The 15,059-nt window shown below is 47.6% G+C and carries 10 protein-coding genes; 4 read left to right on the top strand and 6 right to left on the bottom strand.

The features are described from left to right. Window positions 1–165 precede the first annotated feature (165 nt). Genes GCU44_RS10660 through GCU44_RS10650 form a run of 3 tightly spaced genes read left to right on the top strand, consistent with a single transcriptional unit; the run spans window position 166 to window position 3,385 of the window. Window positions 166–1,572, top strand: a complete 1,407-nt coding sequence (locus GCU44_RS10660; RefSeq protein WP_154856381.1) for a sensor histidine kinase — start codon at window positions 166–168, stop codon at window positions 1,570–1,572. Between the two features lie 6 nt (window positions 1,573–1,578). Further along, the gene (locus GCU44_RS10655; protein WP_154856380.1) at window positions 1,579–2,724 is read left to right on the top strand and encodes a 6-bladed beta-propeller; all 1,146 of its coding nucleotides are present in this window, start codon (window positions 1,579–1,581) and stop codon (window positions 2,722–2,724) included. 1 nt (window position 2,725) lies between these two features. Continuing rightward, window positions 2,726–3,385 (top strand): LytR/AlgR family response regulator transcription factor, encoded by a 660-nt coding sequence (locus tag GCU44_RS10650; protein WP_154856379.1) that lies wholly within the window; start codon window positions 2,726–2,728, stop codon window positions 3,383–3,385. A 175-nt stretch (window positions 3,386–3,560) separates the two neighbouring features. On the opposite strand, the gene GCU44_RS10645 is transcribed toward GCU44_RS10650, so the two are convergent. Beyond that, window positions 3,561–6,782, bottom strand: coding sequence for a PVC-type heme-binding CxxCH protein (locus GCU44_RS10645; protein ID WP_154856378.1), 3,222 nt, complete (start codon window positions 6,780–6,782; stop codon window positions 3,561–3,563). 228 nt (window positions 6,783–7,010) lie between these two features. Between GCU44_RS10645 and GCU44_RS10640 the strand changes: the two genes are divergently transcribed. Then, window positions 7,011–8,471: an SLC13 family permease gene (locus GCU44_RS10640; RefSeq protein WP_154856377.1), complete on the top strand. Its 1,461-nt coding sequence runs from the start codon at window positions 7,011–7,013 to the stop codon at window positions 8,469–8,471. Window positions 8,472–8,718: 247 nt separating this feature from the next. Here the strand turns inward: GCU44_RS10640 and GCU44_RS10635 are convergent, their stop codons facing one another. From GCU44_RS10635 to rpe, 5 genes are all read right to left on the bottom strand, one after another. Next, complete coding sequence (locus GCU44_RS10635; RefSeq protein WP_154856376.1) at window positions 8,719–9,930, bottom strand: tetratricopeptide repeat protein; 1,212 nt, start codon at window positions 9,928–9,930, stop codon at window positions 8,719–8,721. 31 nt (window positions 9,931–9,961) lie between these two features. After that, the gene (gene gyrA, locus GCU44_RS10630; protein WP_154856375.1) at window positions 9,962–12,478 is read right to left on the bottom strand and encodes a DNA gyrase subunit A; all 2,517 of its coding nucleotides are present in this window, start codon (window positions 12,476–12,478) and stop codon (window positions 9,962–9,964) included. Window positions 12,479–12,654: 176 nt separating this feature from the next. Continuing rightward, window positions 12,655–13,644, bottom strand: a complete 990-nt coding sequence (locus GCU44_RS10625) for a hypothetical protein (RefSeq protein ID WP_241684905.1) — start codon at window positions 13,642–13,644, stop codon at window positions 12,655–12,657. 95 nt (window positions 13,645–13,739) lie between these two features. After that, a complete protein-coding gene (locus GCU44_RS10620; protein WP_154856374.1) occupies window positions 13,740–14,255 on the bottom strand; it encodes a hypothetical protein in 516 nt (171 codons plus the stop codon). A gap of 120 nt (window positions 14,256–14,375) precedes the next feature. Then, complete coding sequence (gene rpe, locus GCU44_RS10615; RefSeq protein WP_154856373.1) at window positions 14,376–15,029, bottom strand: ribulose-phosphate 3-epimerase; 654 nt, start codon at window positions 15,027–15,029, stop codon at window positions 14,376–14,378. Window positions 15,030–15,059: the final 30 nt, after the last annotated feature.

Raw genomic sequence — 15,059 nt, 5'->3', positions numbered from 1 at the left:
ATGAGCAAAACTACCAAGAGAACCTATATTGCGCTAATCCTTGCCGGGTTGATATACAATATCTATTTGACCTGTGACGCATGTGGTGAGGCCAGGCAAATCATCCCAACTCACGCTGAGTTGAGGGTTTTTGGAATACATGTATATTTTTAAATGGAAAACGAAATGAAAAACAAACCGTTAGCATTTTCGGAAATAGAATGGTGGGCCGTTACCTTTGTTTTCCTGATCTTGGTATTGTTCAATCTTTTGAGTACCGGAAACATGCAGTACCAGGTTGCCCCCGGGGGGTACTTTGCCCGGTTTTTCATTCCGCTGATCCTGTTTTTTGTTTTTTACCTGATGCACCGGGTCCTGATTCCCCGGTACCTGCGCACAAAAAAAGAACGTCCCTTTATCGGGTATAGCCTGCTCACGCTCTGCCTTTCCTACGTCCTCGTTACCCTTTTTTCCATGGGGGCGGGAATTACCCAGACGCCATTTACCCCGTATTTCTTCACCGCCATGGCCTTGTATGGAGGCTACCTGGTTTGGGTACTGCTGCTAAAGGAAGTTTTTTTACCTCCAAAAATGAATGACTATCTGACGTATAACCTGCTCAGGTTGAGTAGCATATTCTTCTTTGTGGTTCTTTTTCTATTTAAATTCGACTTTCTGGTTTCTCGGGATATATCGGTGATCCTGGCGCTTTTTCTTCCAGCCTCCATTCTGGTCGTGTTATACAATTTCTTTTTGATCTACAGAATGCGCTTACAGGGAAAACACCGCGCCGCCCTTTGGTTCAATATTCTCCTGATGCTGATTTTCCCCGGCTTTATGCTTTTTGCAGGGCTCATGGGACGGGAAGCGGTTCTAGTTTTTCTTGGTTTGGGCACCGGATTGGTCATCCAGTTGGTCGTACTGCCCCTCTCCGACCTGGCTTTTGAAAAGTACTTTGGGATGAAAGGAAAAATAGCAACCCTTAGCCATCAGGTGGACCGCGGATCGGCCGACCTCCGTTTCCTCAAGTCCCAGATCAATCCCCATTTTTTGTTCAATGCTTTGAATACGCTTTATGGGGCGGCTTTGATGGAAAATGCCGAAAAGACCTCCGATGGCATCCAAAAACTGGGAGATATGATGCGCTTTATGCTGCATGAAAACCAACTGGACAAAATCCCCCTTCGGCGGGAAATCGAGTACCTGCGCAACTACCTGGACCTGCAGATGCTGCGCTTTAAAAAGGAGGATAATTTGGAAATTAGCATTAAATTGAACGAAGAACACTGTGAAGGAACCATTGCCCCCATGCTGCTAATCCCTTTCGTAGAAAATGCCTTCAAACACGGCATCAGCACAAAAAACAAATCCTGGATCAAGATTAACTTGCGCTGCCTGGCCGGATCGGTGCACCTGGACGTGGTCAATTCACTACATCCGCCCAAAGCCCTGAAAGACCCCTCCGATGAATCCGGTATCGGATTGGACAATGTCCGCAAGCGATTGCAGGTCCTGTATCCGGACAGGCATGACCTGGCAATAGTAGCGAACGATACGGAACATTTTGTCCATTTCTCTGTCCAAATAGACTAAGCCGAAATGATGCATCAACGCCAATTTCTCTACTTTTTCTGCTGGCTGATCGGCGGAGTTTCCTGTCAAAATCAAACGAATAGAGCCGACCTATCCCCTGTACAGACCTATTCATTCGAGGATGCGTTACCGTTAGACATAAAGGATTTCGTTGAGAATCAACGTTACGTTCTTTTGAGCATAGAAGAAGAGGCTTTGTTTAAGCGAGTGGATAAGTTAGTAGCGATCAATGATCAGTTTTACCTTTTTGATCATATCAATAACTCCGGAGTATTGGTCTTTGATGCACATGGAACCTTTCTCCGTAAAATTGGTGATTTTGGCGAGGGGCCGTATCAACTAACTGGCATTGAAGATTTCCAGGTAAGGAAAAACGGTGAAGTATTGATTTTAGATGCACTTGAAAATAGAATCCTTGTTTATTCTCCAGAAGGAAACTGGGTCGAGACTATTTCCATTTCTGTGAATGCAGGAGGTTTTATAGAAACCGAGACTGGCTGGCTATTCGCCATTAACAATGACAATCAAAATGATGCCATTGCGAATTATCCCAAAGTTGGTAGTTTTGATACTTCTTTTACGTTAGACAGTTTGTATTTTGGCTACAGCGCGATCGGAGGGAATACTAATGTATATTACCATGCAGGACTATTGTCAGAAACTTCTGGACACATCGCATACAATAGACCTCCGGACGATACCATCCGACTTTTTTCGGAGACGGGAAAACTAGAAAAACAAATTTTAATAGACTTTGGAGACGGTAAATTGCCTGAGCATGTTGTCAATGATATGACACGTGCGGATGAATTGAAAGAAAAAGGGCTAAATCACCAATACCTTCGATTACCCGTTAAGTTTACCAATAATCTGATTTTGGGCGTGATTGTTAGTACGAAAAATGATTTCTGGACATTTGCTATTCATTTAAAAACCGATAAATTACATGTTGATAAAATTGACTTTTCCGACGTTCATTTTCCTTCGTTGATCCTTCCCACAGCGATTACTCCCACCGGGGAAGTGGTCACATTGATCGAACCCATTTCATTCGGGTCAGATACTCAGCCAGAAAACTATCCGGAGGAAGTAATCAGTCATTTTGAAAATGAAGGTTCCGTGTTGGTACTGCACAAATTGAAATCCAACTGATATGCTCACAGCTATCGCAATAGACGACGAAAACATGGCACTGGAAGTCATTAAATCCCATGCGGAAAAAGTGCCCTTTCTGGAGCTAGAGGCAGTTTTCTCGGATGCGATCACGGGCTTTGACTACCACAAAACCCAGCCCGTTGACCTGATTTTTTTGGACATCAACATGCCGGATATTTCCGGAATCGACCTGGCGGGCATGTTGCAAGCCGAAACCATGGTGGTTTTTACCACGGCCTATTCGGAGTATGCAGTCAAGGGCTTCGAGCTCAATGCCCTGGACTACCTGCTCAAACCTTTTTCATTGAGCCGTTTCCTGCAAGCCTGTCAAAAAGCTCGCGACTGGAAGGAACTGCAGCCAGCAGCAGCAAACGGACATGTATTTATCAAAACCTCCGAGGGCCAAATCAAGCTCCATTTTGCAGACCTGCTGTTTTGTGAAGCCACCGGTAACTACGTGACCTTGTACCTGGAGGGGGAAAAGATCATCACCCGCATGACCTTTAAAGAGCTGGAAAAGTTACTTCCCTTCCATTTTGTCCGCACCCATCGTTCCTTTATAGTCAATAAAAACCGGGTAGAAAAGATCGAAAAACACCAGGTGCAACTTGGGGAATACACCGTGCCGGTGAGCCTTTCCTACGGCGGACTTATGTAGTGTTTTTTTGTTCAACCTGTTCGCAATGGCAAAAAGTGATTAGAAAGCCAACCGTAACTAATTCCCCCTTTTTAAGGGGGAAAGGGGGATTTTTTCGAGCAGTTTGAATAAAACGGATAAAAAAAAGCAGGCAGCCCCAATCCCTGAGCAGCCTGCTTCTTTCTCGTTTGTGTTACTATTCTCCCGCTTCCATGGGATGTTCCTGCAGCAATTCGGCAGGTGAATAAAAACCCTGTTTTGCCTTGCTAGCTTCCCTAATTTCGGCAACCTTTTCCGGTTTGATAGGGGAAGATTCGTTACCGAAGCTATTTCGAACGTACGTGGCCACAGCGGCTACTTCCTTATCGTTTAGCATACCGGCATAAGGGGTCATGGGCACCTGACCGGGATATTCCTTACCCAGTACTTCAATGGGGCCCATCAAGCCGTTGAGGATGATTTTTACCAGGCGTTCCTCGCTGCCATTTACCCATTTGGTGCCCGCTAGCGGTGGAAACCCGGAAGCACTCAATCCTTTGCCGTCGGGTTGATGGCAGGTGATACAAAACCCTTCCCGGCTGTAAATGGCTTTACCCATTTGGAATAGCGTCAGGTCCTCTCCCTTCAGGCGGCTGTTGGAAGCTTTCTCTTCCTGAGCAGCTTCCTGAAAGACGATGCTGCCATCCGGATTTACGACCATGTTTTTCACCGACATATCGTTTAGGTGGGCCAAAGCCGTTTCAAACGGACGTTGCATCCATATATCCTTGGGATGCTCGTCTGCCACTTCCAGGATGGCCAATCCGTCTTCCTTGTCCAGCCAGGATGCCGCTACGATGGCTTCCAGTCGCACCCTTCCGTGGGGATCGGCCGCCGCCGTTTTCAGCATCTCTACCTGATCGGGTACCTGATGCCCGGTATAGCGAAGAATTCGTGCAACAGCGGCCCTTACCCTGTGGTCATCAGAAGCAAAAAGTGTTTTCATCAAATCCTGATCCACTTGATTCAAGCCCCAGCTTACCCACAGCGCTTCCAGCAGATGGTGTTCGTACCGGGGATCGTTCGCATCCAGCGCGCTAATCCATTGCTGCATTTTTTCCAGTACCTCTCCTTTGTCCCGGCCACGCAATTCGGCACGGGTGCGGTACCTGGCCCTGAATTCTGGCAATTTGAGGTTGTCCAGCAAGGTTTCAATCGGCGCATCGGCTATTTGCGGAGGCGTAACCAAGGGTCGGGAAGGATAGGTGATTCGGTAAATCCGTCCGTGCACGTGATCCCGCAGCGGGTCTCGGGCATTGTGTTGCATGTGACCGACCAATATGTTGTGCCAGTCCACGAAGTAGAGCGAACCATCTGGCGCAAATTCCATGTCCACGGGTCGGAAATTCCGATCGTCGCTTCGTATCAGGTCTACCCGGTGCTCGCTATCGTAGCCCGTACCGTCTTCCATCATTTTGTGCATTTTCATTCCCAGAAACCCGATGGTATTATTGATCAACAAGTCTCCCTGGACTTCCTCTGGAAAATGCCGGCTGGAGACAAACTCCAGACCCGAGGTAGGCCGTACGCGGTGCGCGTCTTCAATCAGGTTGGGACCTTTGTGGGTACCCTCACCGTAACGGGGCTTGATGGACCCTGGCATCATCCACCGTACGTCGGGTCCGGAGGTCTCTGCAAAGAAGTTTTGCCCCCAGTCGTCAAAAGCGATACCCCAGGGGTTGGGAATGGGCAGTTGAGCGGTTCTCTCCAGGCGCCTGCGGGCGGGATTGTATCGATAAAATCCACCATTGGTCGCTCGAACCGGTCCGTAAGGGGTTTCCACGTTGGTATGTAAAAACACGCCTTCACCCATGTAGATGGCCCCGGATGGATCAGCCACAAAGGCAGAAATATTGTGGTGGGTATCGTGGTCGTCAAAGCCACTGAGAAGGATTTCGCGCTCTTCGGCATAATCGTCTCCGTCCTTATCCCGGAGAATGATAAGGTTGGTACCCTGCGACAAATAGACCCCTTCCTCGGCGATTTCCATCCCGATGGGCAGGTGCAGGCTGTCTGCAAAGACAATTTGCTTGTCCGCTTTCCCGTCGTTATTGGTATCTTCCAGGATAAGGATCTTGTCGTTGGGCTTGGGGTCTCCGGGTTTGTAATGTGGGTAACTAGGCATCACGGCCACCCATAGCCTGCCTTTCGTATCAAAGGTCATTTGTACCGGATTGGCCAGGTCGGGAAACTCCGATTCGGAAGCGAATAGCTCGACCTTATAGCCCTCGGCCACCTCAAATTTTTCCAAAGCGTCTTCCCCGTACAGGTATTCCAAATCCCCGTTTTTCTCCGGGTTGTAGTTGGTTTCCACTGCAGGAAGCTCGATGGTATTCGCATCCGCAGCTGCCAGGTCAAACGATTCCCCCTGACTCACCTTCCAAATGGCCTGATCCCGGTTATCCGTCATTTGGCGGATTTTTTTCAGTTCGTAGGGATAATTATCCGGTCCGAAAGGATTGTACCTCCTGCCAAACACGTGTACCCCGTTCGGTATTTTGTAATCGTTGTGCCACATCCAGTTTTTTTCCAAAACCGCCCCACGGATGGCTTCCCGTCTGTCTTCGGCTACCGGCTTGTCGGTACCAAACAATTTATCGGTAAGGAATTTACTGAATTTTTTGTATCCGTCTTCGGTGAGTTGAAAGCCATCGATGGTCAGGTATTCCTCTGAATCGGCGTACCAGGAAGCAGAAGGATCAAATGCATTTACAAAGAGCACCTGATTGGCCGCAGCCACTTCCTGCATGGCTTCGGTGTATAGCTTCAGGTTGCGGTTTTCCGCTTCTCCATTGGGCAGGTCGTAGTCCGCGCTCAGGTTTTCAAAAGCGATCGGCGATACCAGCGCCAATTGAGGCGCCGCCTCTCCATTGTAAATAGTGTTCTTGGTATGGTTGATAAAGGCTTCGAGCTCCTGCTTGTACCGGTCCAAGCCCTCCTGTCCCTGAAAGGACTCGTTGTACCCAAAAAAGCCGACGATGATGTCCGCTTCGTGGCGTTTGATCCATTCGTCCGGGGATTCCAAATGCCCTTCGCTACCAGAAGGCGTGGCCAGTTCATCCTGAAACTCCTCTGCTCCGGGAAAAGCCCAAGGCGAAACCCGGCCGGAATGGGGTCGGAAACCTGGTGTATCGCCTGCATCACTCATGTTGCGGATATAGAGTAGGGAGTCGGGATACCGCACGTGCATTTCCGTCTCAAAGTACCCGTAATTCATCATGCGGGAACCCAGGTTGTTCCCCACAAGGATGATGTGGTCTCCCTTATTGAGGGCTAATTTCGGCCCCTCGGGTCCACATTGAAAAGCAAAAAAGGCAATTGCCAGCACCCATACGAGAGTGACTGTTCGTTTGAATCGATCTAAATTTCGTTTGATCATCAGTATCTGTTTAATTTGTAGTCGGGCTTTGTTTGAACCAATATTAACATAAATTTCCAATTTATCTTAAATAAAGTACACGAAATAGGAAATTCTATCCTGTACTGTCCTGTGGACTCCATAGATGGGCGTTGAGGCGGTGTGAAATTTAGGTTACCGGCAAAATCCTGCCACATTTCTTTTTGAATTTGGGCATTTTATACCTAATCTTAAGCTTTAATCCATGCTATGCAAACTAAGAAAATCGGCTTAATCCTCGGTCCTATCGCCTTTTTGGGTACCTATTTCTTTGCCTCTCCGGAAGGGCTGTCCGAATCAGGCACCTCCTTGCTGGCCATTACATTTTGGATTGCCATTTGGTGGATCACGGAAGCCATTCCCATCGCTGCCACGGCGCTACTACCCCTGGTTATTTTCCCCCTCACCGGCGTCATGGGCATCAAGGCTACCTCCATTCCGTATTCAGATCCCATGGTCCTGCTTTATATGGGGGGCTTTATGATCGCCGTGAGCATTGAGAAATGGAACCTACACAAGCGCATTGCCCTGCAGATCATTTCTTTTTTAGGCACGGACTTAAAAAAAATCATATTGGGATTTATGGTGGCCACAGCTTTTTTATCCATGTGGATTTCCAATACGGCCACCTCGCTGATGATGCTGCCCATTGCGATAGCTGTGGTGATGCAGGTCAGTCAGTCCAACGAAGCGGTTCAACAAACACTCGGACAATCGCTGATGCTTGGCATTGCTTACAGTGCCTCCATTGGGGGATTGGCCACCATCATCGGCACACCTACCAATGTGATTTTGGTGGGGGTGGTAAAAAGCACGTACGGCATAGAAATTAGTTTTGGGGAATGGATGCTCATCGGCTTTCCCATCGCATTGGGCCTGCTGCTAATTTGCTGGTACTACCTGGTAAATTGGGCTTTTCACTTTCCCAACACGCTGAAATTACGCGGAGGAAAAGAAGAAATCAAGCGACAATTGGCAGAACTTGGTCCCATCAGCAGGCAGGAGAAGCGCGTCCTTTGGGTGTTCATTGGGGTCAGTTTCTCCTGGATCAGCCGCAGCTTTTTGTTGCAGCAATTTGTACCTGCATTGACGGACACCATTATTGCCCTGACCGGTGTTTTGCTGCTATTTGTTATTCCGGCCGGTAACGAGAAAAAGGAACAATTGCTGGACTGGAAAGTGGCTGAAAAAATCCCCTGGGGTATTTTGATCCTCTTTGGAGGCGGTCTGGCCCTCGCCGAAGGCTTTCAGGAGACGGGCCTGGCCAACTGGATCGGCGAGCAGTTTATCCAGCTACAAAACTTCCCATTCTGGTTGTTTTTACTTTTGATCATTGCTGCGGTCAATTTCCTCACGGAAATCACCTCAAACGTGGCCACCGCATCCATGCTTTTACCCATTTTAGCGGCGGTGGCGCTGGCCATGGGCGTGCATCCCTATGGACTGATGATCGGTGCCACCATGGCTGCTTCCTGTGCCTTTATGCTGCCTGTGGCAACCCCTCCCAACGCCGTGGTATTTGGCTCAGGCTACCTGACCATCCCCGTTATGATGCGTACCGGCTTCTTTTTGAATTTGCTCTCCATCGCCTTCATCTTAATGCTAATATTGTTTTACCTTCCCTGGATTTGGAACTTCAGCATACTTGTGTTTCCGGAAGGCTGGAAATAGACCGTCACGTGCACTGATTTTACGAGGGAATCGACAGCAAGCAGTTCCCTTGTGAACTGAAAGCCCACCTGGCAATCAGGTAGGCATCAGAAACGACGCGTCAGGTGCTACCGCTGGAAAGCCTATTTGAGCGACCGACCGCAATCATACAGCCTACGTGAGAAACCTGCGAAAAATAAAAACGCACAAAAAAAGGCTTGTCCAACGGTACGTGGACAAGCCCTTTACAATTTAAAGCAATGAACGATTATCGTTCCAACCAATCGGCGCCGAGTTTGTCGGAAAGCTTCTGATTGTATTCCTCTGCTTTTGCTTCGTTTTTCAAACGCGTGTGCATCTGGAACAATATTTCCATGATGTCGGTATTGTCTGGTTGCAATTCAGAAGCTTTGGTAAAGTACGGCAACGCTTCCTCGTACAAGCTGTCTGCTTCGGCAAGCATGGTGTCTGATTTTTCTTCCCATTCATCATCCGAAAGGTTATTCACCTCGGTAATGATATTTCTGGCTTTATCCAGGTAAATAGCTCCTGCATAATAGTTTCCTTCAAAAAACTCGGCATCTGCCTCGACGGTGCGCTTGTACTCCTCAAGTGCACCTTCCATGTCGCCCGATTTTTCCTTCAAATACCCGTATCGCAAGCGGATGGCGGCATTGTCCGGATCGGTTTTTAGAGCCTCTTCAATGGAAGCCATGGCTTCGTCCATTTTGTCCAATTGAAGCAACAACTGAATCTCGAATTCTGCTAACCCCTTATCCTCTGGATACAGTTCCCTGGCTTCCTTGGCCAATCGGTAGGCCTCTTCCGGGTTGTTTTCTTCTGCACTGGCAATTTGGATAAGAAAATAATACGCATTCAATTTGTTGTATTCCTCAATATCAAGCAAATGCGTGAAATACCTTTTGGATCCCTCGGTATTTCCAATCATATTGGCCGTATAGCCCGCATTGAATACAATGGAGGTATCCTTGGGATCCAGGTCGGCTGCTAGCGAGAAGAATTCGTACGAGAGTTCCATGTCGTCCTCTTCGTACTTCTCAATAGCCTTGTTAAACGAGGCATTTTTCAAGCGATACACACCCTCTCCCTGGAAGTTAGCCGGCATATCCGGCACCACCTCTTTGAACAGGTCCTTACTCACGCTGCTCGTGGAATCCATATTTTCCATTTCAAAAGTTTTCATGAAACTGGACTCGGCCTCTCTACCCAATGCCACTGTTTCCTGGGTATTGGAAGAATCGGCTTCAAACATCTGGGTTTCGATTTTGCCTTTGATAAAATAGGTCTCGGATTCGCTCCCGGTTTCTTCGTCCGTGATGGCGGTTTTGATATCCGAATATGCGGCTTCTATTTCGCCTTTTCTCAGGTTCTTTTCGGCGGATTTAACCACCTTTTTCTGGCCAAAGGCAACTGTCGCAGCAATGCCCACCAAAGCTAAAGATAAAATTAACTTTTTCATGTTCGAAGTGTTGTTCTTTTTTTGGTTTTACTTATGATTCAGTGTCGGAATTCGTTTCGTTTGCTCTATCTGGATTTTCTCCCGTTTCTACGTCTTCATCCAGTATATTTTCTATCTTTTCTACGGAGGAGATTTTGTCGCTGTCGTTGAGTCGAATCAACCGTACGCCCTGGGTGGCTCTTCCCATCACCCGAACTCCCGAAGCAGGCGTTCGAATGGTAATGCCTGAACGATTGATAATCATCAAATCATCGGTATCAACCACTTCCTTGATGGCTACCAAACCGCCGGTCTTCTCGGTGATATTCATGGCCTTTACCCCTTTTCCCCCACGCTTGGTAATCCGGTATTCCGATAAAAAGGAACGCTTTCCAAATCCTTTTTCGGTGACAACCAAGAGCGTGGCATCCTCTCTGTGAACACAAACCATGCCAATTACATGGTTGTCTTCTTCACCCAAATTGATGGCCTTAACGCCGGTAGCAGTCCTCCCCATAGGCCGGACGTTCGATTCGTGAAAATGAACGGCCCTGCCCGAACTGGACGCAATGACAATGTGCGAATCCCCATTGGTCAATTCCACATTCAGTAGCTGGTCGTCCTCCCGGATATTCAAGGCAATGATCCCGTTGGTGCGGGGACGGGAATATTGCTCCAGGGTGGTTTTTTTGATGATCCCGTTTCGGGTCACCATCACGATGTTGTTGTTATGGATGTAATCGGCGTCGTTCAAATCCTTTACCTGTATGATGGACCGGATTTTATCTCCGGACTGTATATTCATCAGGTTTTGTATGGGCCTTCCCTTGGACGTTTTGCTACCTTCTGGGATGGCATAGGTCTTCAACCAGAATAGCTTGCCCTGATCGGTAAAAATCAGCAGGTAATTATGGGTGAGTGCCGTAAACAGGTATTCGGTATAATCGTCTTCCTTGGTACTTACTCCCCGCGACCCGACGCCTCCCCTACTCTGGGATTTGTATTCCGTCAACACGGTCCGTTTGATATATCCCTGATGGGAAACAGTAATCACCACTTCTTCATTCGGGATCATGTCCTCGTAATTGAAGTCCTCGGCGTTGTGCTCGATCGTCGTCCTTCGGTCATCCGAGTACCGGGTCTTCATTTCCAGGAGTTCGTCCTTGATGATCTGCATCCGCTTGTCCTCATTGGCAAGGATCTCCTTCAGTTCTTCGATAAGCTTCATCAGCTCGTCGTACTCCTGCTGGATCTTTTCGCGCTCCATTCCGGTAAGACGCTGCAAACGCATATCCAGGATGGCTCGGGCCTGAATTTCCGATAACTCGAACCGTTCCATCAAGCCATTCCTGGCAGTTTCCGGATCCCGGGAATCCCGAATCAGTTGAATCACCTCGTCCAGGTTGTCCAGGGCTATCAGGTACCCTTCCAGGATATGGGCGCGTTTCTCGGCTTCTTTGAGTTCAAACTGGGTTCTCCGAATCACCACTTCGTGCCGGTGATTGACGTAATGAACGATCAGGTCCTTTAAGTTCAGGGTATACGGTCGCCCTTTTACCAGGGCTACGTTGTTTACGCTAAATGAGGTTTGCAGCGGGGTGTGCTTGTACAGGTTATTTAGAATGACATTCGGTACGGCATCTTTTTTCAGTTCGTACACAATACGCATTCCCTGTCGATCGGATTCGTCCCGTATGGCCACAATTCCATCCAGTTTTTTCTCATTGATCAACTGAGCGGTTTTTTCAACCATGGAGGCTTTATTGACCTGATAGGGAATTTCGGTGATGACAATCATCTCCCTTCCATTCGCCTTGGTCTCAACGGATGCCTTTCCTCGCAGGATAATCCGACCACGGCCGGTCTCAAAAGCGGCTTTCACGCCGTTGTATCCATAAATAATTCCCCCGGTAGGAAAATCCGGAGCCGTAATGTGCTCCATCAGCTCCGGGATGGTAATGTCGTTGTTATCAATGTAGGCGTGAATCCCATCGATTACTTCCCCCAAATGATGGGGAGCCATGTTGGTAGCCATGCCCACGGCTATTCCCGATGCGCCGTTCAAAAGTAGGGCAGGGATTTTTGCGGGCAGTACGACGGGCTCCTTCAGCGTATCGTCAAAGTTCAATTGAAAATCAACCGTATCCTTGTTGATATCAATCAGCAGTTCTTCGGCGATTCGTCGCAGCCTTGCCTCCGTATACCTCATGGCTGCAGGATTGTCCCCATCCACAGATCCGAAGTTCCCCTGCGGATCCACCAATGGATACCGAAGCGACCAATGCTGGGCCATCCGTACCAGCGTCTCGTAAACAGCGGAGTCTCCGTGGGGGTGGTATTTACCCAGGACTTCTCCCACGATTCTTGCTGATTTCTTGTAAGGCTTGTTGTGGCTGACACCCAATTCCTGCATCCCATACAAGATTCTGCGGTGAACTGGCTTCAAACCATCCCTCACATCGGGTAACGCCCTGGAAACAATGACCGACATCGAATAATCGATGTAGGCACCGCGCATTTCTTCCTCAATATTGATCGGGATAATATTCTCGTTCTCTCCTTGAGCCATAATTAAAATTTCTCGCTAATAACCTGCAAGATAGCAAAAAGAACAGGTTTAGAAAAATATAATTTTTCTAACATTTATGGAATCAGGTATCCAATTTATTTTCATGGAGTTAATGAGCAATTTTTTTTCAGAAAATTTGGAAAAGTAGGGAGCAATGCCCCGTATTGGACAGTTTTCTACCATTGACCTACTTTTCTGTGCTGCCTGTGCCAAATGGAACTTCCCCGGTATTCGACCCCATTGTGCAGGTGCTTCATAACCACCCGGCATCCCCCTACTTTGCAGCGCTTGGTACCGGGGAGATTCAAGGCAACCCCTACCTGCAAGGCATAAACTTGTTGCCGCAGGCTTTGGGATTCCGGAATCGCTGGATTGGTGTAGGTAAACGGCCGGAATTCGACGGCGGGTCGTACAAATACCTTGGTGTACTCTGAAAAATCGTACTCCAAGCGGGCAGCGAGTCCGTAATAGGGATCCGGGGCAGTAAGGTTGGGATCGGGGGATCTTCGGAGAAACAAGGATCCGAATTCTCCTTCCAAGATAAACCGCCAGGGGTATATCTGACGCGCCCGCTGCTTTAATTCGGACTGCATGTAAATGTTATTTTCCGAATAGTTCCGGTACCGCCATCGCAAAAACGAACCGCGTTTTCCGGCATCCCAGAGTATTAACCCTACCGTCCCGAACAATTTATCGTAGGTGTAGGCCTGATCCTGAAATTCAAACGTGTATCCAGAGGCGGTTAACGGAGAAATGCGGCCGGTCTCCCGGCCGTAGCCGGCACCGAATGTCAAAAAATCAAACACATTGACCCGCACGCCTACTGCCAAAGGAAAGGAAAGGTTGCCAGCACTCCTGAAAGCGAGCGTGTCTCCGGCAGCAGGATCCAGTGCTCCTTCCGGATTACCGCTAATGGCATAGGCACCGGGCGTCTCACTAGCAAAGTCAAACAACTTTTGTTGGTACCCTGCCCCGGTGGTAAGTTCAAAGGAGAAATTGCTTACCATGTTTCGAAAAACGTTTCCCAGTTCGTTCTCGCTTTTTCTTCCTTTCAATTTACGTTCAATACCGAAAATATCTTCCTGCGCCACCGCAGGATGGAGAAAAAGAAGGCAGGTAAGCAGTCCACCCACAAAAAAAAGAAGTCGTTTCCACGAAGCGTTCATACCAGTTTTTTTCTACTAAACGTAAAAAACAAAAAAACCCTCACATAACGAGAGGGTTTTTTTGTTTTTTTATTTTTTTATTAAAAATCGCGATTCTATTCGCCGGCATCTGCTTCTCCTTCTGCAGATTCGGTACTTCGCTTCTCTTTCAATTCGGCAATCAAGGTATCTACTTTTTCCTTGATCTCCGGGTTTTCTTTGATGGCTTTGTTGACCTTGTTGTACGTAGCTACACCCAACACATCGTCGTTTTTAATGAGGCCTATTTTCAGGTCCCTTACTTCATTACTCAACGAACCCATAAATTCCATGATTGCTTCGTATGCCCCTTTTTCTTCGTCGGTGACCTCGATCTCAGCCATTTTTTCTTCGTCGTCCCAGGCATCTTTAATTTCATTGTACCGGGCGGCACCATCGATCACCTCGTTATCCTTAATCATGGATACCAGTTCCTCGTTTTTTTGCTCGTAAAACGCCATGACAGAATCTTCCATGGCAGCAAACTTTGCCAATTCTTCATCGGTAATTTCTTCTGCTGCTTCGTCCTGGGCTTGTGTGTGAAATCCGATCAGTCCAACCAATAAGAAAGCCAATACAAATACTTTTTTCATAATTTCTATTTCTGTTTATAAAACCCTTTATACATACGAATTAAATTAGAATCCACTTATTTCACAAGTTAATTGGCAAAAAATACGCCAATTTTTATGTGAACAGCTTGAATCTTACACTTAACCAATATTTTTTAGCTTTTTAATGGTTTCCTGTGGATTTTTTGAGGAAAAGACAAAGTTACCGGCGACCAAAATTGTTGCACCTGTATCAACTAGTTTCTTTGCATTCTCCATGCTTACTCCCCCATCGATTTCAATTTTCGCATGGGACCCCGTCTCAACGATCAGTTTCTTGAGCTTCTGAACTTTCGCATAGGTATTTTCTATAAACGATTGCCCGCCAAAACCGGGGTTAACCGACATCAGCAATACAATATCCACCTCCCGGATAATGTCTTCGAGTTGGGAAATGGGGCTATGAGGATTCACTGCCACACCTGCCCGGCAACCCAAATCTTTGATGGTCTGCACCGTTCGGTGCAAATGAGGACAGGCTTCCAAATGAACGGTGATGTGCGCCGCTCCGGCTTTTTTAAAATCACTAAGGTATCTTTCCGGATTCACAATCATCAAATGTACATCCAATGGTTTTTTCGCATGACGATTGATGGCTTCTACTACCGGTAAGCCCATGGATATATTGGGCACAAAGACCCCATCCATGATATCGACATGGATAAAATCCGACTCGGATTCGTTTATCATTTCTACCTCACGTTGCAAATTAGCAAAATCGGCAGCGAGCACGGAGGGGGCGATCAGAGGGTTCATGGGAGCAGGGAAGTTCGATTGAAAATTGAA

The sequence above is a fragment of the Cyclobacterium xiamenense genome (assembly GCF_009467825.1).
In the GTDB taxonomy this organism is placed as follows: Bacteria; Bacteroidota; Bacteroidia; order Cytophagales; family Cyclobacteriaceae; genus Cyclobacterium; species Cyclobacterium xiamenense.
Note: the sequence above shows the minus strand (reverse complement) of the source record. Positions and strands in the feature narration are given on the sequence as shown.

Bases quoted from the DNA above. Each gene is read 5' to 3' on its own strand.
- GCU44_RS10625 (WP_241684905.1), bottom strand. From the start codon at position 13,644: ATGAACGCTTCGTGGAAACGACTTCTTTTTTTTGTGGGTGGACTGCTT.
- rpe (WP_154856373.1), bottom strand. From the start codon at position 15,029: ATGAACCCTCTGATCGCCCCCTCCGTGCTCGCTGCCGATTTTGCTAAT.
- GCU44_RS10655 (WP_154856380.1), top strand. From the start codon at position 1,579: ATGATGCATCAACGCCAATTTCTCTACTTTTTCTGCTGGCTGATCGGC.
- GCU44_RS10640 (WP_154856377.1), top strand. From the start codon at position 7,011: ATGCAAACTAAGAAAATCGGCTTAATCCTCGGTCCTATCGCCTTTTTG.
- GCU44_RS10650 (WP_154856379.1), top strand. From the start codon at position 2,726: ATGCTCACAGCTATCGCAATAGACGACGAAAACATGGCACTGGAAGTC.
- GCU44_RS10660 (WP_154856381.1), top strand. From the start codon at position 166: ATGAAAAACAAACCGTTAGCATTTTCGGAAATAGAATGGTGGGCCGTT.
- gyrA (WP_154856375.1), bottom strand. From the start codon at position 12,478: ATGGCTCAAGGAGAGAACGAGAATATTATCCCGATCAATATTGAGGAA.
- GCU44_RS10620 (WP_154856374.1), bottom strand. From the start codon at position 14,255: ATGAAAAAAGTATTTGTATTGGCTTTCTTATTGGTTGGACTGATCGGA.
- GCU44_RS10645 (WP_154856378.1), bottom strand. From the start codon at position 6,782: ATGATCAAACGAAATTTAGATCGATTCAAACGAACAGTCACTCTCGTA.
- GCU44_RS10635 (WP_154856376.1), bottom strand. From the start codon at position 9,930: ATGAAAAAGTTAATTTTATCTTTAGCTTTGGTGGGCATTGCTGCGACA.